At 69.8% G+C, this 25,728-nt stretch carries 22 protein-coding genes; 9 read left to right on the top strand and 13 right to left on the bottom strand.

All coding sequences use genetic code 11. The features are described from left to right. Positions 1-17 precede the first annotated feature (17 nt). Positions 18-659 (top strand): LysE family transporter, encoded by a 642-nt coding sequence (locus KV106_RS06025; protein ID WP_057593084.1) that lies wholly within the window; start codon positions 18-20, stop codon positions 657-659. 4 nt (positions 660-663) lie between these two features. Here KV106_RS06025 and KV106_RS06030 read toward each other — a convergent pair whose 3' ends face one another. Beyond that, positions 664-1,074, bottom strand: a complete 411-nt coding sequence (locus tag KV106_RS06030; RefSeq protein WP_057593085.1) for a RidA family protein — start codon at positions 1,072-1,074, stop codon at positions 664-666. A gap of 116 nt (positions 1,075-1,190) precedes the next feature. Here KV106_RS06030 and KV106_RS06035 point away from each other — a divergent pair, with 116 nt between their 5' ends. Further along, positions 1,191-2,117 (top strand): LysR family transcriptional regulator, encoded by a 927-nt coding sequence (locus KV106_RS06035; protein ID WP_057593086.1) that lies wholly within the window; start codon positions 1,191-1,193, stop codon positions 2,115-2,117. Between the two features lie 13 nt (positions 2,118-2,130). On the opposite strand, the gene KV106_RS06040 is transcribed toward KV106_RS06035, so the two are convergent. Genes KV106_RS06040 through KV106_RS06050 form a run of 3 tightly spaced genes read right to left on the bottom strand, consistent with a single transcriptional unit; the run spans position 2,131 to position 5,175 of the window. Further along, a complete protein-coding gene (locus KV106_RS06040; RefSeq protein WP_261207092.1) occupies positions 2,131-2,955 on the bottom strand; it encodes a substrate-binding domain-containing protein in 825 nt (274 codons plus the stop codon). A 49-nt stretch (positions 2,956-3,004) separates the two neighbouring features. Then, entirely contained in the window at positions 3,005-4,492 is a 1,488-nt protein-coding gene (locus tag KV106_RS06045) for a sensor histidine kinase (protein WP_261207094.1), read from the bottom strand. Beyond that, the gene (locus KV106_RS06050) at positions 4,489-5,175 is read right to left on the bottom strand and encodes a response regulator (RefSeq protein ID WP_057593088.1); all 687 of its coding nucleotides are present in this window, start codon (positions 5,173-5,175) and stop codon (positions 4,489-4,491) included. Before KV106_RS06050 ends, KV106_RS06045 begins: the two co-directional genes overlap by 4 nt. Positions 5,176-5,375: 200 nt before the next feature. Here KV106_RS06050 and KV106_RS06055 point away from each other — a divergent pair, with 200 nt between their 5' ends. The 3 genes from KV106_RS06055 (at position 5,376) to KV106_RS06065 (ending at position 9,771) form a co-directional block, all read left to right on the top strand. Continuing rightward, entirely contained in the window at positions 5,376-6,269 is an 894-nt protein-coding gene (locus tag KV106_RS06055; RefSeq protein WP_261207097.1) for an alpha/beta fold hydrolase, read from the top strand. Between the two features lie 801 nt (positions 6,270-7,070). Next, the gene (locus KV106_RS06060) at positions 7,071-9,293 is read left to right on the top strand and encodes a M1 family metallopeptidase (RefSeq protein ID WP_261207099.1); all 2,223 of its coding nucleotides are present in this window, start codon (positions 7,071-7,073) and stop codon (positions 9,291-9,293) included. A gap of 61 nt (positions 9,294-9,354) precedes the next feature. Beyond that, positions 9,355-9,771 carry a serpin family protein gene (locus tag KV106_RS06065; protein WP_261207101.1) on the top strand — a complete coding sequence of 139 codons (417 nt, stop codon included), beginning with the start codon at positions 9,355-9,357 and terminating at the stop codon, positions 9,769-9,771. 25 nt (positions 9,772-9,796) lie between these two features. Here KV106_RS06065 and KV106_RS06070 read toward each other — a convergent pair whose 3' ends face one another. The 4 genes from KV106_RS06070 to KV106_RS06085 form a co-directional block, all read right to left on the bottom strand. After that, a complete protein-coding gene (locus KV106_RS06070; RefSeq protein ID WP_057593094.1) occupies positions 9,797-10,213 on the bottom strand; it encodes a PaaI family thioesterase in 417 nt (138 codons plus the stop codon). Between the two features lie 112 nt (positions 10,214-10,325). Continuing rightward, complete coding sequence (locus tag KV106_RS06075) at positions 10,326-11,246, bottom strand: alpha/beta hydrolase (protein ID WP_261207104.1); 921 nt, start codon at positions 11,244-11,246, stop codon at positions 10,326-10,328. Then, positions 11,236-11,637, bottom strand: coding sequence for a RidA family protein (locus KV106_RS06080; protein WP_261207106.1), 402 nt, complete (start codon positions 11,635-11,637; stop codon positions 11,236-11,238). The genes KV106_RS06075 and KV106_RS06080 overlap by 11 nt, the downstream gene beginning before the upstream one ends. Continuing rightward, a complete protein-coding gene (locus KV106_RS06085) occupies positions 11,637-12,545 on the bottom strand; it encodes a ferritin family protein (RefSeq protein WP_057593097.1) in 909 nt (302 codons plus the stop codon). The genes KV106_RS06080 and KV106_RS06085 overlap by 1 nt, the downstream gene beginning before the upstream one ends. Before the next feature lie 108 nt (positions 12,546-12,653). On the opposite strand from KV106_RS06085, the gene KV106_RS06090 reads away from it, so the two are divergent. Then, positions 12,654-13,553: a LysR family transcriptional regulator gene (locus tag KV106_RS06090; protein WP_261207108.1), complete on the top strand. Its 900-nt coding sequence runs from the start codon at positions 12,654-12,656 to the stop codon at positions 13,551-13,553. Positions 13,554-13,565: 12 nt separating this feature from the next. Here the strand turns inward: KV106_RS06090 and KV106_RS06095 are convergent, their stop codons facing one another. The 3 genes from KV106_RS06095 to KV106_RS06105 form a co-directional block, all read right to left on the bottom strand. Further along, entirely contained in the window at positions 13,566-15,185 is a 1,620-nt protein-coding gene (locus KV106_RS06095; RefSeq protein WP_261207110.1) for an ankyrin repeat domain-containing protein, read from the bottom strand. Positions 15,186-15,302: 117 nt separating this feature from the next. Next, a complete protein-coding gene (locus tag KV106_RS06100) occupies positions 15,303-15,749 on the bottom strand; it encodes an SRPBCC family protein (RefSeq protein WP_261207112.1) in 447 nt (148 codons plus the stop codon). A gap of 128 nt (positions 15,750-15,877) precedes the next feature. Beyond that, complete coding sequence (locus KV106_RS06105) at positions 15,878-16,453, bottom strand: hypothetical protein (protein ID WP_261207114.1); 576 nt, start codon at positions 16,451-16,453, stop codon at positions 15,878-15,880. A gap of 265 nt (positions 16,454-16,718) precedes the next feature. Here KV106_RS06105 and KV106_RS06110 point away from each other — a divergent pair, with 265 nt between their 5' ends. From KV106_RS06110 to KV106_RS06120, 3 genes are all read left to right on the top strand, one after another. Further along, entirely contained in the window at positions 16,719-17,687 is a 969-nt protein-coding gene (locus tag KV106_RS06110) for a Bug family tripartite tricarboxylate transporter substrate binding protein (RefSeq protein WP_261207116.1), read from the top strand. A gap of 86 nt (positions 17,688-17,773) precedes the next feature. Continuing rightward, a complete protein-coding gene (locus KV106_RS06115; RefSeq protein ID WP_261207118.1) occupies positions 17,774-19,303 on the top strand; it encodes a sensor domain-containing diguanylate cyclase in 1,530 nt (509 codons plus the stop codon). Positions 19,304-19,435: 132 nt separating this feature from the next. Beyond that, a complete protein-coding gene (locus tag KV106_RS06120) occupies positions 19,436-21,331 on the top strand; it encodes a GspE/PulE family protein (protein WP_261207121.1) in 1,896 nt (631 codons plus the stop codon). 9 nt (positions 21,332-21,340) lie between these two features. Here the strand turns inward: KV106_RS06120 and KV106_RS06125 are convergent, their stop codons facing one another. Further along, positions 21,341-22,252 carry a response regulator transcription factor gene (locus tag KV106_RS06125; protein WP_261207123.1) on the bottom strand — a complete coding sequence of 304 codons (912 nt, stop codon included), beginning with the start codon at positions 22,250-22,252 and terminating at the stop codon, positions 21,341-21,343. Beyond that, positions 22,224-25,640, bottom strand: coding sequence for a hybrid sensor histidine kinase/response regulator (locus tag KV106_RS06130; RefSeq protein ID WP_261207125.1), 3,417 nt, complete (start codon positions 25,638-25,640; stop codon positions 22,224-22,226). Before KV106_RS06130 ends, KV106_RS06125 begins: the two co-directional genes overlap by 29 nt. Between the last annotated feature and the right edge of the window lie 88 nt (positions 25,641-25,728).

The following is a 25,728-nucleotide window of genomic DNA, read 5'->3' on the forward strand; positions in this document are numbered from 1 at the left end:
CTTCCGTCCCCAGCGCCATGACCCAACTCTCGCCCCTGCTGCTCATCGCCGGCGTCTACCTCGCCGTGCTCGCGAGCCCGGGCCCCAACTTCTTCATCCTGAGCCAGATGGCGCTCGACGGGCGCCAGCGCGAATCGCGCTACGTGGTGCTGGGGCTCACGACCGGCTCGATCTTCTGGGTCGTGCTCTCGCTCGCGGGCATGTCCACCCTGATGGCGCACCATCCGTGGCTGGCCTCGGCCGTGCGTTTCCTCGGCGCGAGCTACCTGGTCTGGTATGGCGCGAGCCTGCTGTGGCGGGCCGTGGCCCGACCCGTGAAGACCGCCGCGGGCAGCGCCCGCCGCGCGCCCGCGGGCACGCGCCGCGATGCGCGCGGCGCCTACCGCGCCGGCCTGCTGACCGGCATCACCAACCCCAAGGGCGCGGCCTTCTGGACCAGCGTGTTCGCGACCCTGGTGCCCGCGCAGGCCGCGGGCTGGTTCTATCCCGCCACCATCCTCATGGTGGCGGTGCTCTCGCTGCTGTGGCACTTCGGCATCACCGTGGTGTTCGGCGCCGAGGCGATCCGCGCGCGCTACCTGCGCGTGGAGCGCTGGGTCGATGGCGTGGCCGGCGGCATGCTGGTCATGCTCGGCGTGCAGCGGATCGTCGCTCGTTAGCGTCTCAGGCGGCGGCCGTTTCCGGCAGCTTCGCGACCACCTTGATCTCGAAGTCGAAGCCGTAGAGCCAGGTCACGCCGATGGCGGTGGCCGTGGGATGGGGCGCCTCGCCCCAGAACTCGGCGAGCACGAGGTTCCAGATGCGCTCGAACTTCGAGGCCGGATCGACGATGTAGACCGTCACGTCGATCACGTCGGCGAAGCTGGCGCCGGCGGCCGCGAGCACGGCATTCAGGTTCTGGAAGGCCAGCCGGACCTGGGCCTCGAGCTCGGGTTCGGGCGAACCGTCGGACCGGCTGCCGACCTGGCCCGAGACGAACAGCAGGCCGTTGGCGCGCACGGCCGGCGAGTAGCGGTGAAGCTCGTAGAGCGCCTGGCGGCCGGCGGGAAAGACGACATCGCGGGGGGAAGACATGGGATTCACTTTCTTCGATGGTTGCGGATGCAGTGAATCTAGGTGTTCGCTCTTCGCGGATAAACGGGCAAGACGCACAATGACTGTTTGACAATCCCAAACAATCGGACCACGACATGGACCGTTTCGATGCGATGCAGGCCTTTGCGCGCGTGGTGGAAGCCGGCAGCTTCACCAAGGCGGCGCAGACCCTGCACATGAGCAAGACCACCGTGACCCAGCTGGTGCAGCAGCTCGAGGCACGGCTGCGCGTGAAGCTGCTGCACCGCACGACGCGGCAGGTCAAGGTCACGGCCGAGGGCACGCTCTACTACGAGCGCGTGGTGCGCCTGCTGGCCGACCTCGAGGATGCCGACACCCGCCTGGCCAGCGTCACGGCCTCGCCCAAGGGGCGGCTGCGCGTCGACGTGCCGGCCCCGCTGGCGCGGCTGATCCTGGTGCCGGCGCTGCCGGCCTTCCATGCGCGCCATCCCGAGATCCAGCTCGACCTGGGCGTGAGCGACCGCGTGGTCGACGTGATCGGCGACAACGTCGACTGCGTGCTGCGCGGCGGCGAGCTCACCGACTCCTCGCTGGTGGCGCGCCGCGTGGGCGACCTGCGGCTCGGCGTCTATGCCTCGCCCGCCTACCTGGCACGCGCCGGTACGCCCGCGCATCCGCGCGAGCTCGAGGATTCGCATCACCGCATCGTCGGCTTCCTGCGCTCGCGCAGCGGCACGCTGGCGCCGATCGCGCTGTCGCGCGCGGGCGAGCAACTCGCCCCGCGCGGCCGCCACGTGGTCGCGCTCGACGACGGCAATGCCTATGCCGCGGCCGGTGTCGCGGGCATGGGCGTGCTCTGGCTGCCGCGCTACATGGCGCAGGCGCACCTCGACAGCGGCGAGCTGGTGCCGCTGTTCGAGGACTGGGAAGTGGCCTCGATGCCGCTGTACCTGGTGTTCCCGCCGAACCGGCACCTGAGCGCGAAGCTGCGCGTGTTCATCGACTGGGTCGACGAACTGATGGCGAAGCATGCGCCGCTCGCCGTGCCGGGCGGCGCCTGAGGCGGCGCGCGCCTCAACGCGAAGCCAGCGGCTCCAGCCCCGTCTTCGCGATCGTCGGCGCGCTGGCCGGCGAGTTCAGGTAGCGGATCAGTTCGCGTGCCGCCTCGGGCTGCGTCGATGCGGTGGCGATGCCGGCCGAGAACACCGTCACCTGCTGCACCTCGGCCGGCAGCGGGCCGACGTAATCGATGCCCTCGATCGGCAGCAGCTCGCTGACCTGCTGCAGCCCGAGCGCGGCGTCGCCGCGCGCCACCACGCTGCCCACGCGCTCGCTGAGGATGCGGCGGCTCTTGGGCTTGACCTGGGCCTCGAGGCCGAGCTTCTTCAGCAGCTCGGTCTCGTAGTAGGTGCCGCTGGCGCTGGCCGAATAGGCGATCGACGGCGCCGCGAGCAGGGTGCGCTTGAGCGCCTCGACGCTCGAGATGTCGGGCCTGGGCGCGCCCTTGCGCACCGCGAAGCCGATCGAGGAACGCACCAGGTCGACCTGGCTGCCGGCCCGCACCTGGCCCTGCGCGACCAGCGCATCGAGCGCGGGCCGGGCCAGGATCACGACGTCGACCGGCTCCTTGCGCGCGAGGCGGCTCGGGATCGAGTCGCTGGCATTGCCCATGGAGGCGCCGTAGGCGGTCTTCACCGCGCGGCCGCTGGCGCGCTCGAAGCCGGGGCGCAGTTCGTTGTAGGCGGCCGTGAAGCCGCCCGAGGTCATCACGTGGAGCTCGGGCTTCGGTGCCGGGGCATTGCCGGCGGGGCTGCCGCAGCCCGCGAGCGCGAGCCCGAGGGCGGCGCCGAGCAGGGCGCGGCGCGTGAAGGCCGCGAGGCGGGGGCGCTGGATTGTCATGGGGTCTCCTGTGTCGATGTCGCGTCCGTCATCGTAGGAGCACCGGCTGTCAATCCGCCGTCAGCACGGCGCGGGTCTTCACCGAGGCCGTGGCGCCCGGCTCGATGCCTTCGCGCGCGAGCGGCAGCCGCACCGTCACCAGCAGGCCCGGGCCGGGCCGCGTGTCGCCGAGCACGATGCTGCCGCCATGTGCCTCGGTGGCCGAGCGCACGATCGCGAGGCCCAGGCCGCTGCCGGTCTGGGTCTGGTCGGGGTCGCGGAAGAAGCGGTCGAACACGCGCTCGCGCAGCTCGGGCGGAATGCCCGGGCCGCGGTCGGCCACGGTCAGTTCGGCCTGCGCGCCGTCGCGCCGGATGCCCACGGTCACGGCCGAGCCCGGCGGCGCGTACTTGGTGGCGTTGTCGATCAGGTTGTCGATCATCGACACCAGGCTGTCGCGATCGCCGGCCACCGGTGCCGGGTCGTCGCTCAGCAGCTCCACCTCCACGCCGCGCGTGCGCGCGAGCACCGACAGCGCGGCCAGCCGTTCCTGCACCAGGTCGTCCAGGCGCAGCAGGGCGGGGCGCGGCGCCGAGACCTGGGCCGCGCTGCGCATCAGGTGCAGCAGCTGGTTCACCAGCCGCTCGGCGCGCGCGCTGGCGCTGACCACGCGCGCCATCAGCTCCTGCTGGCGCGCCGGCGGCACCGGCTCGGGCTGCGCCTGCAGGCCCTGCAGTGCCTCGACGTTCACGCGCAGCGCCGCGATCGGCGTGCGCAGCTCGTGCGCGGCATCGGCGATGAAGCTCTGCTCGCGCTCGATGCTCGCGCGCAGCCGCTGCATCAGCGCATTGAAGTTGTCGACCAGCGGGCGCAGCTCGTCGTGGCGCGTCTGCGTGGCCAGCGGCGCGAGCTCGCGCACGTCGCGCGACGCGATCTCGCGCGCCACCTTGCGCCAGGGCCGCAGCGCGAGCCGGATCGACAGCCAGGCCGGCAGCAGCAGGAAGGGCACGCTGATGACCAGCGGCAGGATGTAGTAGCCGCGCGAATGGAAGGTCAGCCACATCTGCGGGCCGGCCGGCAGCACCAGCGCGACGCGCGTGGCGCCGTCCTCGCTCTCCAGCGAACGCGTGCGCCATTGCTTGCCCTGCGCGGTCACGTCCTCGGCCACGCCGAGGCGGCTGTTGGCGATGTCGGTGGGCACGCCCTCCGAGTGGTAGACCAGCCGGCCGTGCTGCCACACCAGCAGGCTCGGCGAGAGCGAGGGATCGTTGTCGCTGCCCATGGTCTCGCGCAGCGCGGTGTCCATGCGCTGGAGGCTCTCGGCCAGCGCCGCGGGCCGGTCGGCCAGGTTGTGCGCCACCGACAGCACGCTGCGGTGCGAGGTGTCGACCATGCCCATGTCCTCGGTCAGCGAGGTGCCGAGCACGAGGCCCACCGCGATGCTCCACAGCAGCGTGAGCATCGCCACCTGCGCCAGCATCAGCCGGCGCACCAGCGTGGGCCGCAGCAGCCGGCGCCAGCCGCGCGGGGCGTCGGAGGCCGCCGCCGCGGCCGTCAAGACGGCGTTCCCGGCAGCTTCAGCGCGGCCTGGTCGATCACGTAGCCGATGCCGCGCACGGTGCGGATGTAGCCGTCGCCGATCTTGCGGCGCAGGTTCGAGATGTGGACCTCGAGCACGTTGCTGCCATGGGTCTGCCAGGCCGGCAGCACCTGCTGCTCGAGCATGCGCCGCGTGATCACGCGGTCGGTGCGCTTGATCAGCAGGCTCAGCAGCTTGAACTCGCTGCGCGACAGGTCCACCGGCTGGCCGTTGACCTGCACGCGCTGCGTCGGCTCGTGCAGCCACAGGCCGCGCACCTCGAAGGTCACGCCGTCGCTGCCGTAGCTGCGGCGCGCGAGCGCGCGCACGCGCGACAGCATCTCGGCGAGAACGAAAGGCTTCACCAGGTAGTCGTCGGCGCCGTTGTCGAGCCCGAGCAGGCGGTCGTCGAGCGCATCGCGCGCGCTGAGGATCAGCACCGGCAGCCGCGATTCGGCGCGCCGCACGTGCTGCAGCAGGCCCAGGCCGTCGCCGTCGGGCAGGCCCAGGTCGAGCAGCAGAAGGTCGCAGCCCTCGCCATCGAGGATGCGCCGCGCGTCCTCGATGCGGCGCACCCACACCACCTCCATGCCCTGCGTCTGCAGCGCCACCCGGATGCCGGTCGCGAGGTCGAAATCGTCTTCCACCACAAGAATCTTCATGAATGCAATCTAACCGGCGAAGCTGAAGGAATTCCTAAAGCTTCTCGACCAGGCCTGAAAGGTGCAAGGCAGGCCGAGCCGCCGAATCTTCAGCAGACCTTCATCTGCGCCGCCCACGATCCAGCAGGCTCGCGCGTTGCTTCACGGGCCGGTCCCCGGGGCCGGCTTCGCATCCTCCACGTCCTCTTCGCCTTTCGACGATGTCCCTCGACGCCATTTCCTTCCTGCCGCATTTCCGCTCGGCCCAGGCCCATGCGGCACTCTCGCGGTCGTACGACAGCGTGCTCGCGCGCTGGCCGGTGCCGGTGGAATCGCGCCATGTCGACACGCGGCGCGGCCGCGCCCACCTGCTGGCCTGGGGACCGGCCTATGGCGTGCCGGTGCTGCTGCTGCATGCCGAGGGCGGCAATGCCAGCACCTGGGTGCACATGGCCGGCGTGCTCGCGGGTGCGCTGCGCGTGTACGCGGTCGACATCGTGGGCGATGCCGGTCGCAGCGAGGGCCGGCGCCCGGCCAGCGAGGACGACTACTGCGACTGGCTCGAGGACGTGCTGATCGGCATCGGCCGGCCCAAGCTGGGGCTTTGCGGCGCCTCCTTCGGCGCCTGGCTGGCCGCCGCCTACATGCGGCGCTCGCTGCGCCGCGTCTCCAGGCTCGCGCTGCTCGCGCCGCCGCGCATCGGCCCGCGGCGCGTCGTTCCCGCCGTCTTCGCGCTGCTCGCGCGGCTGCATCCCTCCGACGGCAACCTGCGCCGCCTGCAGGCGCTGAGTTCCTCGCCGCATGCCTGCCCGCTGTCCGACTGGGCGCTCGAGGACCTGCTCGTGCGCTGGCGCAGCCAGGGCGCCGGACCGCCGCGCGCCGCCGGCCTGAGCGATGCCGAGATGCGGCTGCTGCCGGCCGGCACCCGCGTGCTGCTCGGCGAGGACGATGCGCTGCATGCCGTCGACGTGGCGAGCCGGCGGCTGCGCGTCAACGCGCCGCGCGTGGAGCTGATGGTGGTGCCCGATGCGGGGCATGCGATCGAGTTCGATCAGGCGCAGCGGGTGGGGCAGATACTGCTCGATCATTTCCGCGGACGCGGCTACGTGCTGTAGCGCGGTCCAAAGTCCGCAGCGGCGGAGGCGACGCGAACCAAAGAACGCGTGCGCCGCGATTGATGCAACTGCGCTGCATCAACGAAAAAGCAACGCGCTGTTGTCCGGGCGCATCGCGTCGAATGCGCGGCGATGCGGATGGCGTGAGTCCATCTTCGTACCTCACGCAGCACCACGCTTCGTTGACTCCATTCTTCGTATGACGCGCGAACAATTTGAGAGGGAAAAGTTCCGCGCTTCGTTGACGCGTGGGGGGAGCGGCAGTTAGAACTGTGCGCACTCGATGGAGGGAGAACGCGTGAAGATCTCGAACACCAAGCGCACATACTCCCGCCGTTGCGTCCTCGCTGCCGATCGCCTCGTGGCCGGTGCGGGAAGACGCAAGGCGGCCGATGGGGCCATGCCGAACGCGGCTTCGTCCATCGCGCGTCGCGTGCATTGCACGCGCGCCCTTCGCTGAATCGAACGCTCCGGCTCCTGGTGCGATTCGTCCTCCCGCTGCCCCGCGCATCGTCGGGTATGCACATCCGCTTCTTCCGCACGCCGAGTCCGCTGATGCCGCGGATCCTCGGCCCGCCGCATCGACCGCCGGTGCGGTAGCACGCGGCACGCGCTTGCCGCGTCCACTGAAACCGCTGCTCATGGCTGGCACTGCCTGCCTGTCGAACGATCGGTTCGACGGGAGGGTGGCGTCTTGCCGACGCGCGAGCCTTTCACCCCCTTAACCCGCGCGCGTTCCATGCAGGAGCCGGCCACACGCCGGCAGGTGCAGGACGGCGCATGTCCCTACAAGAGGCGATCATGAAGAAATTTCTCAAGCCCGCAATCCCGTACTTTGCCATCGGTGCAGTGACCCTTGCCGCGCTCGTGGCTTGCGGTGGCGGCGGTGGCGGCACGCCATCGTTCGGCGGCACCGGCGCGGCCCCCGACACCGGCAACGTGGTGGCGCAGAACGGCGACGCCAACGCGCCCGACGACGGCAATCCCTCGGCCGTGCCCGACGCGGCGGCGAACGGCAACATCGATCGCTCGGCCCAGCCGATGGAGCTGCCCGACACGGTCTGGCCGAAGAACTACAAGCTGTGGTTCCGGCCCGATGCGGCACTCAAGACCTTCACGGGCCGCGGCGACGTCGAGATCGAGGTGCTGAAGCCGGTCGATGCGATCGTGGTGGCCGCGCACGACCTCAAGTTCGCCAACGGCCGCACCACGCTGCGCAAGCTCTCGAGCCCGGGTGAGGCGATCGCGCTGATCCCGACGCCGCAGACGCGCGGCGACTTCGTGCAGCTGCGGCTCAACGACGGCCAGATCGCGAAGGGCAAGTACCTGCTGCACATGGAGTGGGACGGCAAGATCCAGTTCTCCGATGCCGAGTACTGCCCGCCGGCCGAGATGATCAAGAACCCGCTGTGCTCGGCCGCCACCGGCGTGTTCAAGGTCGGCCTCTCCACGCCCGAGGGCGTGAGCAGCGATGCCATCGTGACGCAGGGCGAAACCAACTTCGCGCGCCAGTGGTTCCCGGGCTGGGACGAGCCCGCGTTCCGCCATACCTTCGAGATCTCGGCCGAGGTGCCGGGCGACTGGAAGACGGTGTCGAACGGCGCGCAGAAATCGCAGACCCGGCTGCCCGACGGCTACCAGCTGGTGTCGTTCGAGAAGACGCCCTCGATGCCCATGTATCTGACCTTCTTCGGCGGCGGCAAGTTCGACATCCTCGAAGACACATTCAAGAGCCCGCTCGACGGCAAGACCATGCCGCTGCGCTGGTTCACGCCGCCCGGCCGCTCGACCTGGGCCACCTTCGCGATGGAGTGGACCAAGGTCGCGATGGACTACTACTACAAGTACACCGGCATCCCGCTGCCCTTCGACAAGTTCGACACCGTGGCCGCCAACGACAGCTACGACAACAAGCCCAACACCGGCTTCGGCGGCATGGAGAACTGGGGCTCGATCTTCGAGTTCGCCGACTCGGTGCTGACCAAGCCCGGCGACACGCCCACGCTCTATTCGGTGACGGTGGTCACGCACGAGGTCGCGCACCAGTGGTTCGGCGACCTGGTCACGCTCGACTGGTGGGACAACGTGTGGCTCAACGAGTCGTTCGCGCGCTGGTTCGAAAGGCGCACCACGATCAAGTTCCACCCCGAGTACTACAGCTTCTCGGACTACGTGCTCGACAAGCACAGCGTGATCGTGGCCGACCTCAAGAACACGGCGGTGCCGGTGCAGCGCAACCTCAACGACGCGGGTTCGTTCGGCTTCATCAGCCCGTCGATCTTCGTCTACAACAAGGGCAGCCACGTGCTCGAGACGATCCAGAACTACATCGGCGAGGAGGCAATGCAGAAGGGCCTGCAGATCTACCTGAAGGACTATGCCTATGGCAACGTCACGCCCTCGCGGCTGTGGAGCTCGCTCGAGAAGGCGACCGACAAGAAGGTGAGTGCGATCGGCGACAGCCTGATTCGCCAGACCGGCGTGCCGCTGCTCACGGTCGACGCGCAGTGCGCGGGCGACCGCACCTACGTGGCTATCACGCAGGAGTCGTTCCCGAACCAGAACCAGTACCCGGCCTCGACCTGGACCGTGCCCGTCACGCTCGCCTATGGCGACGCGATGGCGCAGCGCAAGACCTTCGTGATGGACAACAACCGCACCAACCTCGAGCTGCCGGGCTGCACCGCGGTGCTGGCCGGGCCGACCGGGCAGGACTACTACGTGAGCAACTACAGCGCGGGCTCGTGGAGCGCGCTGCTGGCGCAGGCGCAGAACTTCGCCGACAACAAGCCGCTGCTGCTGAACATCGAGCGCGATGCCTTCCGGCTGCTCGGCGTGGGGCGCATCACGCAGGCGCAGTACGACCAGATCAAGGGCGTGCTGAACCTGCCGACCGCGCTGCTGGCCAAGACGCAGGAGAGCCAGCAGAAGATGGCGGCGGTGGATGCGGGCGCCAAGGAGGAGTACCCGCATGCGCTGCGCTTCCAGGGCAGCCTGAAGCTGCGCGAGAACCTCCAGCGCTGACGGCCTGAACCCGCCGGGCGACGCGCCCGGTGGGCCACCCATCTTTCACCGGAGACCATCGATGAGCACATGGAACAACGCACCGCGCGCGCTCGCGTGCATCGCTTGCGCGCTGCTGCTGGCCGCCTGCGGCGCGCGCGGCGGCCCCGAGGCCGAGCTGGTCGGCGTCTATGCCGTGAAGCAGGGCGGGGCGCTCAAGGAGCTGATCAAGATCGAGCGCCAGGGCGGGCGCTACGTGTTGCGCGACAAGGTTCGCACGCCCGACTGGAGCGAGCCCAAGATGCAGCTCGCGCCCGCCACGCGCGACGACTGGCGGCGCATCACCACCGACAGCACGCGGACGGAATTCGTCGGCATGAAGAGCGAGCAGCTCGCGCTGTTCAAGGTGCCGCCGGGCTGGGAGAAGAACGGCTTCCGGACCTCGACCGGCTACTTCCTGTTCTATTCGCACGGACCGGTCGAGGCCTACAAGCTCTGAGCGCGACGCCCGCGTGGGCGCTGGCTCAGGCCGGTAGGGCGAATGTCGCGACCGCGGTCGCGAGCGTCTGGCCGGTGGAGGCCAGGTCCATGGTCACGCGCGCGAAGGCCAGCGAGCGGCCCGAGCGCACCAGCTCGGCATGCGCGAGCACGTCCTCGCCGCCGCCCGCGCGCATGAAGGTCATGTGCAGGTCGACCGTGGCGATCGGGCGGCGCCCGCGGCCGTCGGTCCAGATCGCGAAGCACATCGCGCTGTCGGCCAGCACCGAGAGCGCCTGGCCGCCGAAGATGTTGCCCTCGCGCGTGGCCTGCTCGCCGGCCGGCATGCGCAGCGTGGCCTTGCCTTCGCCCAGCGATTCGACGCTGACGCCGAGGCTGCGCACGCAGCCCGGCAAGGCGGTGGCGAGGACGTCCCTGGCTTCTTCGAGGGTGAACGCGGTCATGGCTGGAGGTCTTTCCGTGGTCGATGCGGTGGAGGGAGGCCGCGCGCCGGCGCGGCGAAGGCCGGCAGCGTACCGCACCGGCGCGGCGCGATCGATTCCCCGAAAGAGATAGTCAGCCGCGCACCGACTCGAGGAAGGCCAGGATCTCCTCGCCCAGCCATTGCTCGCCGCTGTCGAAGTGGGCCATGACCGAGACGTGGTTGTGCCCGGGCAGGCTCAGGTGGCGCGGCGCGTGGCCCCGGGTCTCGGCCATGCGCCAGGCGAACTCGGTCGCGTAGACGTCGAGCAGCGGGTTCTCGTATTCGGCATGCACGACGAAGGTGGGCAGCGCCAGCCGGTGGGCATGCGCCATCGGCGACAGCGCGTCGTAGGCCGCGGCGTCGTCGCCGAAATAGGCGCGCACGCCGGCCGCGTTCGGGTTCTCGGGCCGCGCGTCGGCGCGCAGCCGCGCCGACACCAGCACCAGCGCGCGCAGGTGCCGGCCCATGAAGCCCAGCGAGGGATCGCAGGCATAGCTGGCCGCATGCGTGCCGCCGGCCGAATGCCCGATCAGGCAGATCGCGGCGGGATCGCCGCCGTGCCCGGCCGCATGGCGCGCGACCCAGTCGCAGGCCGCGGCCACGTCGAGCGCGCCCTGCGGATGCATGGCCTCGGGCGCGAGCCGGTATTCGATGTTGATGCCCACGCAGCCTCGGCGCGCGAACCAGCGCAGCACGTTGCCGTACATCGCGGCGTTGATGTCCTTGCCGCCGCGCACGAAAGCGCCGCCATGCACGAACACGATCACCGGCGCGGCCCGCGCGCCGCGCGGCCGGTAGACGTCGAGCACCTGCCGCGGATGCGCGCCGTAGGGCAGGTCCCGCACGACCTCGCAGCCGTGGGCGGGCGCGGCCAGCAGCAGCGGCAGGTAGGCGGCCTTCACGCGGTCGCCGGCCGCGCGGATGTCGGCCTGCCAGGCCGGGCCGGTCTCGCGCAGCATCCGGTCGATGGCTTCGGAGCGTCCGTCGGGGCGCATGCCGTCTTCAGTCGGCACGGAAGGCAGAGGCCTCGACCTCGATGCGCCAGGCCGGCTGCGCGAGCGCCTGCACCACGAGCAAGGTCGAGGCCGGGCGCGCCTCGCCGAGGAAGCCGGCACGCACCGGGCCGAGCCGCGGCACGTCGGCGACGTCGGTCAGGAAGGTCGTGACCTTGACCAGGTGCGACACGTCCATGCCGGCCGCGCGCAGCACGGCCACGAGGTTGGTCCAGGCCTGCCTGGCCTGCGCCTCGAAGCCCTCGGGCAGCGTGCCGTCGGCCGCGGTGCCGATCTGGCCCGCGATGTGCAGCCAGCGGCCCGGCCCCTGGGAGACGATGCCGTGGCTGTAGGCGCCGACCGGCGGCGCGACGTCCCCGGGTGCGAGGCGGATGGCGACGGTGTGCGTCATCAATGCACCGCGCCGTCGAGTTCGGGAATGAACGGGATCTCGACGCCATAGGCACCGATGTCCTCGCGGATCTTGTCGACCCCGCGCTTGATGATGCCCATCTCCTCGTCGGGATGGGTGGCGCCGAGGCCGTGGTCGGCCGCCAGCGCGCGGTTGCGGCCCGAACGCCGGCGTTCGTCCTCGGGCAGGTTGACCACCGCATAGACGCCGTTGAGCAGGCTGCCGCGCAGCTTCTTCGCGACCTTCTCGCCGATGGTGCGCTTCTCGTCGGCCGGCAGCTCGCTGAAGAAGCGCCGCATGATGATGCGGCCGAACTGGATGTGGCGCGCCTCGTCGCGCAGGATCAGCCGGCAGGCCTCGCGGATCGAGCCGAAGCGCGCGTTCTCGTAGCGCGCCTGCAGCAGTTCGCCCGAGAGCTGCTCGAACAGCGTGTTGACCGAGAGGCCCGCGAAGAAGCTCATCGCCTTCTCGTCCTTCTCGTCGTGGAAGCGCGGGATGATGTCGCGGAAGTAGTCGGCCCGCGGCGTGGGCTCGTAGGCCGCGAGGTGCTCGGCGATGCGGAAGCTGGCCTCGTGGTGGCGGAACTCCTCGGCGATGAAGTTCGTGATGTGCTGCTTGATCTCGAAGGGCTGGTGGCCAAAGATCGCCTCGCGCAGCCGCTCGGCGCCATAGGGCGTGGCGCCGTGCTCCATCCAGGCGCGCAGGCTCCACCATTCGGCGCCGGCCTGGCGCACCTCGGGCGGCAGCTCGGCCTCGCGCAGGTCGGCGTAATCGATGTCGGCCACCGGGTCCCAGGCCAGTTCGCGCGCCTGGGTGCACAGGCGCCAGACCTCGGGGTATTCGACCTTCGAGACCACGGGATAGGGGTTCGGCACGGAAGGAATCTCTTCGAGCAGCGAGGCTTGCATGGGCGGTGTCCGTCGTGGGTGGGGGAAAGGCCATGCTAGGAAGGCCGCGCTCATACATCCAATACTGTTTAAAGTGGCTCGTCATTCGCCGCAGCTATCTCCACGCCCATGTTCGAATTCAGACAACTGCGCCAGTTCGTGGTGCTGGCCGAGGAACTGAACTTCGGCCGCGCCGCGATCCGGCTCCACATGTCGCAGCCGCCGCTGAGCGTGGCGATGCGCAATCTCGAGGAGCAGCTCGGCGCGGTGCTGTTCGACCGCAGCCGGCACCACGTGCGGCTCACGCCCGCGGGCCAGGTCTTCCACAAGGACGCGCAGCGCCTGCTGCAGCAGGCCCAGGCGGCCGGCGAGCGCGCGCGCCGCGCGGCGCAGGGGCTGGAGGGTTCGCTGCGGCTCTCGTTCGTGCCGAGCGCCGCGCTCGACGTGCTGCCCGCGATCTTCAAGCGCTTCCAGCACGACTACCCGACCGTGCAGCTGCGCCTCACGGCCGAGACCACCGCGCGCCAGCTCGAGGACCTGCGCAAGGGCGAGGTCGAGCTCGCGCTGGTGGTGGGCCCGGTCTACGAATCGCGCGGGCTGGTGCTGGTGGACCTGCAGGCGCAGAAGTTCGTGATCGCCGTGCCGCGCAGTCATCCGCTGGCGGCGCAGCGTTCGGTGAAGATCGAGGCGCTGGCGGCCGAATCCTTCATCTCGTTCCCGGCCGCGGAGGGCGCGGGCTTCGTCGCCGCGCTGCTCGGCGCCTGCCAGGCGGCGGGCTTCCTGCCGAAGGTGGTGCAGGAGGCCGCGCAGATGCAGTCCATCCTCACGCTGGTCGCGGGCGGCCTGGGCATCGCGTTGGTGCCGGCCGCGATGCGCGTGCTCGCGATGGCCGACGTCGCCTTCCTCGAGATCGCGGGCGCGCGGCCGCCGCCGACCTACCGCCTGGTGTTCGCGCATGCGAGCGGCAACGACAACCCGGTGGTGCAGTCGTTCCTGGCGGTGGCGAGGAAGGCGGTGGAGGAGCGATAGGCCTCGTGGCGGCTACCGGAACGACAGCTTGAATGTCGCCGGCTTGTAGAAGTCCGAGCCTGTGCCCAATGGCGGGACGGCACCGGCCAGTACCGTCAATGACTTGCCCGCGAACTTGCCGATGGGCGTGATTTGCCTGTCGGCGATGAATTCGTCGATCTCGTAGCTGTCGAGGGTTTCTCGACCGGCGGTCCGTACCCGTTTGACGCCGACATCGGCCTTCGGGTCGGTCGTGAAGGCGAAGTAGTGCGTCGAACCGTCGAAGTCCCAGGCGCTCTCTCTCATCGCCACCGAGCCGATGCTGAGGTAGCGGCTGTCCGGGCCCGAGGCACCGACCTTGGTCGGCCCCAGGAGATTCCGCCGGAAGACCGGGGACCGGGACTTCTCGGCCAGTGCCTCGTCCTCGGAGGCCGCCAGCCGGAATGCCATGCCTTCCGGGATCTGCATCAGGAGCCGGAACGGTTGCCGCTTGAGCACGATCGATTCGCCGTTCTTCAGAGGACGGCGAACGCCGGCCTGCTCGATCCAGGCATTCCATTCGTATCGTCCCTGCTTGGCCAGCGCTGCCTGGTAGATGCCAGAGAACCAGTCGAAGTAGGCCGGTTCGGAGGAGGGAATGTAGAAGGCCACTGAGCGCTCGAGCGAGAAGGTCTCGATCTTCTCGGTGTAGATCGCGAGGGGATCGGCGCCCGCACGAAGCAGGGCTTCGGCGATCTCGCGGTCCGCTGCCGTCGACGCGGCCATCAGGGGAGTGATGTCGCTGCCGTTCCCCTCGGCATTTGCGCCGTTCGTCAGCAGCCACTGGGCGATGGCTCGTTCGCCCAGATAGATCGCCTGGGTCAGGGGACAGCTGCGGATGCCGCATTCATCGAGACTGGCGCCCTGCGCCAGCAAGGCCTCGAGAAGTTCCTGGTTCTTGAGATAGATGGCCTTCAGGAGCAGGGTGTTCCCGTTGGAAAGCCGCGCATTGATGCCGGACTTGTCGATCTGGCCGCTTGCCAGAGCATTGCGCAATTCGGCGGCGCTCCTGATCTGGTTCAGCACCCGTCGCGCCTTCAGTTCCGGGTTGCTGCGCAGTGCGTCCGCGGAAGGAAGAGAGAGTGCCGCGTGCAGCGCCACCCAATCCCGCGGGTTCACCTCGCCGACAAACTTGGACGGGCGGTGGCCGGCGACCTGGATCACCGTCCATTTGCCGGTGCGCAGGTCGGGCATGGGCTCGCTGAAGGCATGTTCGGGCGTCGTGAGCACCGCGTTGCGCAGCTTGAGGGGCAGTTCGTTGCTGCGCTCGCCGAGATGCCGGATCGATCGGGCATTCCGCCGCCGGCAGCCGGCGTTCATGTTGGCCGCGCAGTCCTGGGCTTCGGCTTCGGTGTCGAAGACGAACTCGCTGTAGTCATAGGCCATGCCGTCGAAGGTGGCTACGGCCTCTTCCCAGAGCACGATGCCGTCCGCCTCCGGATAGTCTGTGCGCACCGGAGGGGGCGGGCTGGCAACCTGCGAAGGGGGGGCGGAAATGCTGTTGCCCGGTACCGCCCCCAGGTTCGCGGCTGGCGGGCGCAGGACGGAGAGTTGGGCGGCGGCATGCAGGCTTGTCGCCAGGGCCACGATCGCGAGCAAGGAACGTGTGCGCATTGCAGTGTTGTTGTATGGTTTTTTCGACGGCGGCATGCAAGGAATACCCCGCGGGCGGCTGCGTATCGGCCCAAGCCGTCGCACACCCGCCGCGGGCGAGCGCGGTCGGCGCGTTTCTCAGCCCGGAATCTCGGGCTCCACCAGTTGCGCCAGCGCCACCAGCGACTCCTGCCAGCCCAGGTAGCACATCTCGACCGGAATCATCCCGGGGATGCCCTCCTGCACGATGGCCACGTCGGTGCCGCAGGACACGGCGGTCAGCGTGACGGTGGTCTTCATCGTGCCCGGCAGGTTGGGGTCGTCGAAAGTCGCGTCGTAGGCCACGCGCTGGCCCGGCACCAGCTCGAGGTACTTGCCGCCGAACGAGTGGCCGTGGCCCGAGCTGAAGTTGGTGAAGGACATGCGCCAGCTGCCGCCGACCACCGGCTCCATCTGGTGGACCTTGCCGGTGAAGCCGAAGGGCGGCAGCCAGCGCTCGAAGGCGCCGGGTTCGGTGAAGGCGCGGTAGAGGCGCTCGGGCGGTGCGCGCAGCACGCGGTGCAGACGGACGGTATGGGTAGCCATGGTGTGTTCTCCTGGTGAAGTGATGTGGAGGACGACCCTCCACTGACACGACGGATGAGCCTGCGGCACATCGACATGGATCGAAAAATATTTCGAATGGCGGTGACGGCGTGTCGGCCGCGCCTTCGTCAGTATCGAAACTCGGCCAATGATTTGACGATCGGCATCGTCAGCAAGTAAAGGGGAAAGTTTCCGTAGAGGTACTGGCGCGCCTCCGCTTCTCTGTCGGTGACCCTCATCAGGAACCGGCCGCCTTCGAAGTTGAGTCTGATGTCGCCTATGTAGGTGATGGAGTTGGGAAGAATCCGGAACCGGTTCGACGCCTGAAGCCAGGCAAAGTAGGGATACTTTTCGACCTTGCTCCACATGTATTCGCCCGAATCCAGGGGAATGACGACATATTTGGGTTCGGCTTTCGCGAAGACAAAGCCCTTGGGGCCTTTCAGGTTCTCCCCGAAGCGGCTTTCGAACGTGGAGGTCTCGGCGTAGTCGAGGAAACCGAGTCTCGCGTCCTCGCTCGCGGAGACCTTCAAGACCAGCAAACCCTGGTTGGGCTTCAGCGGTTCGCCATCGACTGCCTTGGGCGTATGGACGCAGCCCGCGAACTGCAACACCAAGAAGGCGGCAAGAAGCCCCTTCAGCCCCGCGCGCAGCAAATCGCCAAGGGCTACCTCTCTCCAGGCTCCCGTCTTGTTCGTTTTCATCTTGGTCACTTCTTGTTCTGCCAGAGTCGCCTCAGTCCTCCCTGAGGCTGCGCATGATGTTCCTCGCCGCCTTGCCTCGACTGGCGGCGAGGCTTCGGCGGCGGAATCATAGATGGGCGATCGGCCGGTGGGGCAAACATTGTTCGGCAGTCAGCGGGCGCCGGAGGCCGGTGATTCATTTCATATATGAACGCCGGCCAGTGAACGTATTGGACAGACCGCAACCCCCGTTCGCACCATGCGGTTCCCACCAAGGAGTCCCCCGATGAATCTTCCTCGCACGCTGCTCGCGGGCCTGCTGCTCGTTGCCGCCGGCATCGCCGCGCCGGCCCTGGCCCAGGGCTTTCCCGATCGCCCGGTCACGCTGGTCGTGCCCTATCCGGCCGGCGGCTCGGCCGACATCCTGGCGCGCACGGTGGGGCAGAAGCTGGCGGCGCAGCTCGGGCAGCCGGTGGTGGTCGAGAACAAAGGCGGCGCCGGCACGGCGATCGGCGCGCGCTTCGTCGCGGAAGCGAAGCCCGACGGCTACACGCTGCTGCTCGGCACGGTGAGCTCGCAGGCCATCAACCCGGCGATGTCCAAGGTCGGCTACGACCCGGTGAAGGACTTCGTGCCGGTCAGCGCTCTGGCATCGATCCCCTTCGTGCTGGTGGCCCATCCCAGCGCGCCCTACGGCAGCGTGGCCGAGCTGCTCGCGGCGGCCCGGCAGGCGCCGGGATCGATCAGCTATGCCTCGGCCGGCCCCGGCACCTCGAACCACCTGGCCGGCGAGATGCTGGCCTCGGCCGCCAAGCTCAAGCTGCTGCACGTGCCCTACCGCGGCAGCGCGCCGGCGCTGGCCGACGTGCTCGCGGGCCACGTGCCGCTGATGTTCGACCTGCAGACCACCTCGCTGCCCAACATCGCGACCCACAAGCTCAAGCCGCTGGCCGTGACCGGCAGCCGGCGCAGCCCGCTGCTGCCCGAGGTGCCCACGGTGGCCGAGAGCGGGCTGCCGGGCTTCGAGGTCAGCGCCTGGTTCGGCGTGTTCGCGCCCGCGAAGCTGCCGCCGCCGGTGCTCAGGCAACTGTCGGCCGCCATGGCGAAGGTGCTCGAGGACCCGGCGCTGGCGCAGCGGCTGCGCGAGATCGGCGCCGAGCCCGATCCGCGCAATGCCGCGCAGTTCACCGCCTACGTCGGCGAGGAGGCCGGCAAGTACGCGACGGTCGTGAAGACCGCGGGGCTCGCACCCTGACCGGCCGCTGACGCGGGATCGTGCGCAGGCCGGCCGGGCCGGATACCGGCGAGAATCCGGCCGCCTTCACTGCCGCCAGGTTTCCCGTGTTCCAACGTCCCTCCATTGCCGTGCGCACGATGGCCTTCGTGGCCGCCGTGTGCCTCGCCCTCGTGGGGCTCGACATCTGGCACAGCTGGGAGTCGCGCACGGCGCTGCTCGAGCAGATGGGCGTGGCGACCTCGAACCTGTCGCGCGCGCTGGCGCAGCAGGCCGACGACACCATCAAGCAGGCCGACACCGTGCTGGTCGGCGTGGTCGAGCGCATCGAGCACGAGGGCACGGGGCCGGCCCAGGTCGAGCGGCTGCGCCGCGTGCTGGCCGCGCAGGTGGCCGAACTGCCGCAGCTCGACGCGCTGCACGTCTACGACCAGGACGGCAACTGGGTCGCGAACTCCCGCGCGGCGCCGCCGCAGAACCTCAACAACGCGGACCGCGAGTACTTCGTCTTCCACCGCGACCACCCCGACCGCGGCCCGCACATCGGCATTCCGGTGACGAGCCGCACCAACGGCAAGCGGCTGATCCCGGTGTCGCGCCGCATCGACCATGCCGACGGCAGCTTCGCGGGCGTGGCGCTCGCGAGCATCGACGTCGACTTCTTCCTCAGGTTCTACGACAGCCTCGACATCGGCAAGGGCGGCGCCGCGGCGCTGATCCTCGAGAGCGGCACCATGATGGTCCGCCGCCCCTTCGGCCCGGAGATGGTGGGGCGCGACATGCGCGGCTCGCAGCTGTTCACTTCGTACAAGGAGAACGGCCCGGTCGGCACCGCCTACATCAAGTCGGCGCAGGACGGCGTGCTGCGGCTCAACAGCTTCCGGCGGCTCGACCACTACCCGCTGTTCGTGGGCGCGGCGCTGTCCAAGGACGAGATCCTCGCGGGCTGGTGGAAGGACACCTTCTGGCATTCGGGCGGCGTGCTGGCGCTCAGCGCCGTGGTGGCCTTCGTCGGCCTGGGGCTGGTGCGCCAGATCGAGCGGCGCACGCGCACCGAGGCCGAGCTGCTGCGCGCGCGCGACGCGCTCGAGGCGCTCAACAAGACGCTCAACACGCTGGCGATGGAGGACGGCCTGACGGGGCTCGCGAACCGGCGCCAGTTCGACGTCGCGCTCGACACGGAGTTCGGCCGCGCGGTGCGCAATGCCAGCACATTGGCGCTGATCCTGCTCGATGTGGACCGCTTCAAGGAATACAACGACATCTACGGCCACACGGCCGGCGACGAGTGCCTGCAGAAGATCTGCCGCACCATCGCCAACGTGGCGGCGCGCCGGCCCGGCGACCTCGCGGCGCGCTATGGTGGCGAGGAGCTCGCGGTGCTGCTGCCGGGCACCGACGTCGAGGCGGCCGCGCTGCTGGCCGAACGCATCCGCGCCGCGGTGCGCGCGCTCGAGATCGAGCATGCCGGTGCCATCGACGGCTTCGTCACGCTGAGCGCGGGTGTGGACGCGCTGCGGCCCGAGGCCGGCGCCTTGCAGCCGAAGGAGCTGGTGCGCGGCGCCGACAAGGCGCTGTACGTCGCCAAGTCGGGCGGGCGCAACCGCGTGTGCACCAACGAGACACCGGTGACCTGAACACTTGCGTACTCAGGAGTCCCGCCGGGTAGCGGGCCCTCGCGCGGCGCTCTACGATCGCGCATCCCGCGCGCCGCGATGGCATCGCCGTCCGGCGCGCCGCCCAACCCGACAACAGGAAAAGAACAAGCCATGTCATTCACAGAAGTCGCCGTGCCCGAGCAGCTCGTGCGCGCGCTCGACGCGCAGAGCCGGATGCCGATCACGCGGATCGGCGAGGCGCTGGTCGCGCTCGGCATGATCACCGGCGACCAGCTCGCCGCCGGGCTGCGCCAGCAGCGCCGCGAGCCGCTGGTGCCGCTGGGCGAGACCCTGGTGCGCATGGGCGCCGTGAGCCGCGGCCAGCTGCAGACCGCGCTGGTGCGCAAGATGGGCTATCCGCTGGTCAACCTGCATGTGTTCCCGCCCGCGGCCGAGGCGCTGCGCAAGGTCGCGCATGGCGTGGCGCGGCGGCTGCAGGTCATGCCGCTGATGCTGCACGAGGGGCGGCTGGTGATCGCGATCGACGATCCCACGAGCCGCTACTCGGTGATCGACGAGGTGCAGTTCGTCGCGCAGATGAAGGTGATCCCGGTGGTGGGCCAGTGCCTGGACCTCGACGCCGTGCTGGCCGCGGCCTACGAGAAGATCGGCGACGCGGCCGACGGCGGTGGCGGCGGCGCGGCCCACCTCGACCCGATGCGCCCGCTCGAGTTCGACATGGCCGGCACCACCGAGCTGCTGCAGACACTCGAGAAGGAGGGCCCGGCGCCGGCACCGGCGGAAACGCCGATCGAGCAGTCGGACAACTCGCTGGTGCGCATGATCAACAGCATGATCCAGGAGGCGCATCGCGAGGGCGCCTCGGACATCCACATCGAGAGCTACCCGGGCCAGGAGAAGACGCGCATCCGCTTCCGCCGCGACGGGCTGCTCTACACCTACCTCGAGCTGCCGCCGAGCTACCGCAACGCGATCGTGGCGCGCGTGAAGATCATGTGCGACCTCGACATCAGCGAGAAGCGCAACCCGCAGGACGGCAAGATCAACTTCGCCAAGTACTCGCCGCAGCACAAGATCGAGCTGCGCGTGGCGACCATTCCCACCAACAACGGCCTCGAAGACGTGGTGATGCGTATCCTGGCCTCGGCCAAGCCGCTGCCGATGCAGTCGCTGGGCCTGTCGCCCGACAACCTGCGGCGCCTGACCCACGCGGTGGAACGGCCCTACGGCATGGTGCTGTGCGTGGGGCCCACGGGCTCGGGCAAGACCACCACGCTGCATTCGGCGCTCATGCACATCAACACGCCCGAGCGCAAGATCTGGACCGCCGAGGACCCGGTGGAGATCACGCAGAACGGGCTGCGCCAGGTGCAGATCAATCCGCGCATCGGCTGGACCTTCGCCAAGGCGCTGCGCGCCTTCGTGCGCGCCGATCCCGACGTGATCATGGTCGGCGAGATCCGCGACGAGGAGACCGCGAAGACTGCGGTCGAGGCCTCGCTGACCGGCCACCTGGTGCTGTCGACCCTGCACACCAACAGCGCGCCCGAGACCGTGACGCGCCTGCTCGACATGGGCATGGACCCGTTCAACTTCGCCGACTCGCTGCTCGCGGTGCTGGCGCAGCGGCTGGTGCGCCGCATCTGCGGCCACTGCGTGCGCAGCGCGCCCGCGAGCGAGGAGGCGGTCGAGGAACTGCTGGCCGACTACCTGCACGCCTTCCCGGCCGAGGAGATCCCGGCGCGCCGGCAGGCCACGCTCGATGGCTGGCTGCAGCGCTTCGGCCGCGACGGGCGGCTGCACCTGCACAGCGGCGCGGGCTGCGAGCACTGCGCGAAGACGGGCTTCCGCGGCCGCGTCGGCATCCACGAGCTGATGACGGTCTCGAAGGAGCTGCGCCGGCTGGTGCAGGGCGGGGCGCGCGCCGAGGAGCTGCTGCAGGCGGCGTTGAAGGAAGGCATGCGCACGCTGCGCCAGGACGGCATCGAGAAGGTGCTGGCCGGCCAGACCACGATCGAGGAAGTGCGCGCGACCAGCAACGCCTGAGGACGCGCCTCAATCGAACCGGCCGCTGGCCAGCGCCGCCGCTGCCGCGCGGGTTTCCACGCCGAGCTTCTCGAAGATGTGCTCGAGATGCTTGTTCACCGTGCGCGGGCTGGTGCCGAGGATCTCGCCGATGTCGCGGTTGGTCTTGCCCTTGGCGAGCCACGACAGCACCTCGGTCTCGCGCGGCGTGAGCGCGGCCTCGGCCAGCCGCGCCGACGAGGCACCGCCCGCGCCCTCGCGCTGCACCGCGAACAGCAGCATGGTCTCGCCCAATGCGGCCGCGCCGAGGTTGCGCACCGACAGCCGGATGCCGGCCGCGGTGACCACGCCGAGGGTGACGCCGGGCGCCAGCGCGGCCTCGAGCGCGCGCGGCAGCAGGCCCGGCGCGCGTGCCTCGCCCAGCGCATGCAGCCACAGGCCGGCCTGCGGCGAGCGCCAGGCGACGCGCCCGCGCGCGTCGACGAAGACCACGCCCATGCCGGCCACGTCGACCGCGTCGCGCGCCATGCGCGTGATGCGGGCGTTGCGCGCATGGGTGTGCAGGCGCGCCAGCACCTCCTGGGCGCGGATCGGCTTCACCACGTAGTCGACGCCGCCGCATTCGAAGCCCTCGACCACGTCGGCGGTTTCCGAGAGGCCGGTCATGAAGATCACCGGGATGTGCGCGAGCGCCGCGTCGGCCTTGATGCGGCGGCAGGTCTCGAAGCCCGAGAGGCCGGGCATCATGCCGTCGAGCAGGATGGCGTCGGGCACCACCAGCGCGAGCCGCTGCAGCGCCGATTCGCCGTCGGCCGCCACCAGCACGGTGTAGCCGCTGGCCTCGAGCGTGTCGCACAGCATGCCCAGGCTGCTGGGGGCGTCGTCCACCACCAGCACCACGGGGCGTTCGGCTTCAGGAAGGGGAGGCGAGGGTGTCAGCATCTTCGGCGAGGGCTTGGCGGAGGGAGTCGAGTTCGAAGCGCGCGACCATGCCGCGCAGCCAGGTGCAGGTGGCGGCCGCGCCCGGCGAGCGGGCGGCCAGCCGGTCGAGCGCCTGGTGCAGGCCGCGCACGTGGCCCATCTGCACCAGCCGCATCAGTTCGGCGCGCTCGTCCTCGCCGAGCAGCAGCCGCGGCGGGCGAACCGGCGCGAGCTCCTCGTCGGCCCGCGGGCGCAGCGCGTCGACGGCATCGAGCCATTCGAGGCCGAGGTGGCGCTCGAGCGTGGCGATCAGTTCGGACTCGATCACCGGCTTGCCCACGAAGGCCTGGCAGCCCGCGGCGCGCAGCCGCTCGGCCTGGTTCTCGAACATGTTGGCCGAGACGATGATGATCGGCAGCGCATCGAAGCCCGAGGCCCGCACCAGGCCCGCGGTCTGCCAGCCGTCGAGGTCGTCCATGCTGAGGTCGAGCAGGATCGCCGAGGGCAGCTCCTCGCGCAGGCTGTCGAGGCACTCGGTGCCGCTCGCGGCCTCGCGCACCTCGAAGCCCAGCGGCGCCAGCATGCCGGCCAGCATCTGGCGCTGCACCGGCTGGTCGTCCACCACCAGCAGCGTGCGGCGCTCGCCGAGGTAGCCCGACACCGGCTGGCGCAGCGCGCCGGCCCTGGCCTGCGGGCCGGGGTCGGCCACCGCGCGCAGGTAGACGCGCACGCTGAAGGTGCTGCCGGCCGAGGAGGTGTCGGCCAGCTTGAGTTCGCCGCCCATCAGCGAGGTCAGCAGTCCGGTGATCGTGAGGCCCAGGCCGGTGCCGGGCTCGCCGCGCCGGCGCCCCGCGGCACCGCGCTCGAAGGGCAGGAAGATGCGCTGGTGGTCCTGCGGCGCCACGCCGATGCCGGTGTCGATCACGTCGAAGCGCAGCACCTCGCGGCGCGCGTCCACGTGCAGCGTGACGGTGCCGCTGTCGGTGAAGCGCACGGCATTGGTCAGCAGGTTGATGAGGATCTGGCGCAGCCACTTGGCGTCGGCATGCACCCAGGGCGGCAGCCGCCCGGCGTGGGTGTAGACGAAGGCCAGGCCCTTGTTCTCGGCCTGCGGCCGCACCATGTGCACCACCTGGTCGAGGAAGGCCGGCAATGCCAGCGGCGCCGGCTCGAGCTGCAGCCGGCCGGCCTCGATGCGCGCGAGGTCGAGCAGGCCGTCGATCAGGCCCAGCATGTGCTCGCCGCTGCGGTGGATGGTCTGCACCGCCTCGCGCGGCGGCAGCGCGGCATCGCCCTTGAGCAGGATCTGCGAATAGCCCAGGATGCTGTTGAGCGGCGTGCGCAGTTCGTGCGTCATGCCGGCCACGTAGCGGGTCTTGGCCTGGTTGGCCGCCTCGGCCGCTTCCTTGGCGGCCTGCAGCGCGGCATCGGTGCGCTGGTGGGCCTCGATCTCGAGCGTGAGCAGGTGGTTGTGGCGGTTCGACTCCTCCTGCGCCATCTGCCGGCTCTCGCTGCCCAGCACCACCCACCAGGCCGCCACCGCCGCCACCAGCGACAGCAGGGTGAAGACCTTGAGGAAGGCGTCGCGCAGCCGCGGGTCGACCGCGCTGGCGCCGGTGATCGCCTCCTGCGCGTAGACCACGCCCATCACCGTGGCCAGCAGCGCCACCAGCGAGGCCGCCACCATCAGGTAGTGGGCGACGCGGAAGTTGAGCCGCGCCGACAGCGCCGGCGGCAGCAGCGACTGCAGCCAGCCGCTCATCTGCTCGGCCGCGCGCGAGTCGGTCTTGCAGCGGTCGTGGCAGCGCGATTCGAGCGTGCAGCACAGCGAGCAGATCGGCGCGCTGTAGGCCGGGCAGTGGGCCATGTCCTCCGATTCGAAGCCGTTGTCGCAGACCGAGCACTTGACGATCTGCCCCGGCGTCCAGTGCGCGATGTCGCGCCGCGCGAGGTAGTAGCGCCCGCGCGTGCGCCAGGCCAAAAGCGGCGAGACCGCGAGCGCGGTGGCCAGCGCGATGAAGGGCGAGAAGGAGCGCGCCCACTGGCCGATGGCGCCCGAGTAGGCCAGCATCGCGAGCGCCGCCGCCACCAGCGTGGCGACCAGGCCCACGGGGTTGATGTCGTAGAGGTGGGCGCGTTTGAACTCGATGGTCTTCGGGCTCCAGCCCAGCGGCTTGTTGATGACCAGGTCGGCCACCAGCGCGCCGACCCAGGCGATCGCGATGTTGCTGTAGAAGCCCAGCACGTGCTCGAGCGCGGCGAACACGCCCAGCGCCATCAGCAGGATCGCGATCACGACGTTGAACACCAGCCACACCACGCGGCCCGGATGGCTGTGCGTGAGCCGCGCGAAGAAGTTCGACCAGGCCAGCGAGCCGGCATAGGCGTTCGTGAGGTTGATCTTCATCTGCGAGACCACCACGAACAGCACCGTGATGCCGAGGATCCAGGCCGGGTCGCGCAGCACGTAGGCGAAGCCCGTGAGGTACATCTGCGTCGGCTCGATCGCATGGTTGGCCGGGATCTCGTGCTGCAGCGCGAGGAAGGCCAGGAAGGCGCCGCCCATCATCTTGAGCATGCCCGGCACGATCCAGCCCGGCCCGGCCACCAGCACCGCGGTCCACCAGCGCGCGCGGTTGGCGGCCGTCTTCTCGGGCAGGAAGCGCAGGTAATCGACCTGCTCGCCGATCTGCACCACCAGCGAGAAGGCGACCGTGGCGGCGGCGCCGAACATCAGCGGATCGAAGCCGCTGCTGTTGGAGACCCGGCCCACGAGGCCGGTGAAGTCGGCATAGAGCTCGGGCTTCTTGAGCAGCACCGCGACGAAGGGGCAGACGAACAGCACGATCCAGATTGGCTGCGTCCACAGCTGCAGCCCCGAGATCAGCGTGATGCCGCGCGCCACCAGCGGAATGATGACCAGCGACGACACCAGGTAGAGCAGCCACAGCGGCCAGTCGAGGTACATCTGCAGCGCGAGCGCGAGGATGGCGGCTTCGAGCGCGAAGAAGATGAAGGTGAAGCTCGCGTAGATCAGCGAGGTGAGGGTGGAGCCCAGGTAGCCGAAGCCGGCGCCGCGCGTGAGCAGGTCCATGTCGACGCCGTGGCGCGCGGCGTAGTAGGAGATCGGCAGGCCCGTGAGGAAGGTGATCAGCCCCACCACCAGGATCGCCCACAGCGCGTTCGAGAAGCCGTAGCTCAGCGCGATCGCGCCGCCGATGGCCTCGAGCGCGAGGAAGGAGGTGGCGCCGAAGGCCGCGTTCGCGACCCGGAACTCCGACCACTTGCGGAAGCTGCGCGGCGTGTAGCGCAGCGCGTAGTCCTCCAGCGTCTCGTTCGCGACCCAGGCGTTGTAGTCGCGCCGGATGCGAAAGATCTTCTGCCCGCTCACGGAATTGACGGAAGGCATCGGGGTGTCTCGTGGAGACGGCGACGGCGAGGGGATCGGCATGGTGCAGCTGCATTGCAAGAAGCGCTCCGTGCCCGCCGTGCGCCCC

The organism is Variovorax endophyticus (genome assembly GCF_025376855.1).
Classification (GTDB): domain Bacteria; phylum Pseudomonadota; class Gammaproteobacteria; order Burkholderiales; family Burkholderiaceae_C; genus Variovorax.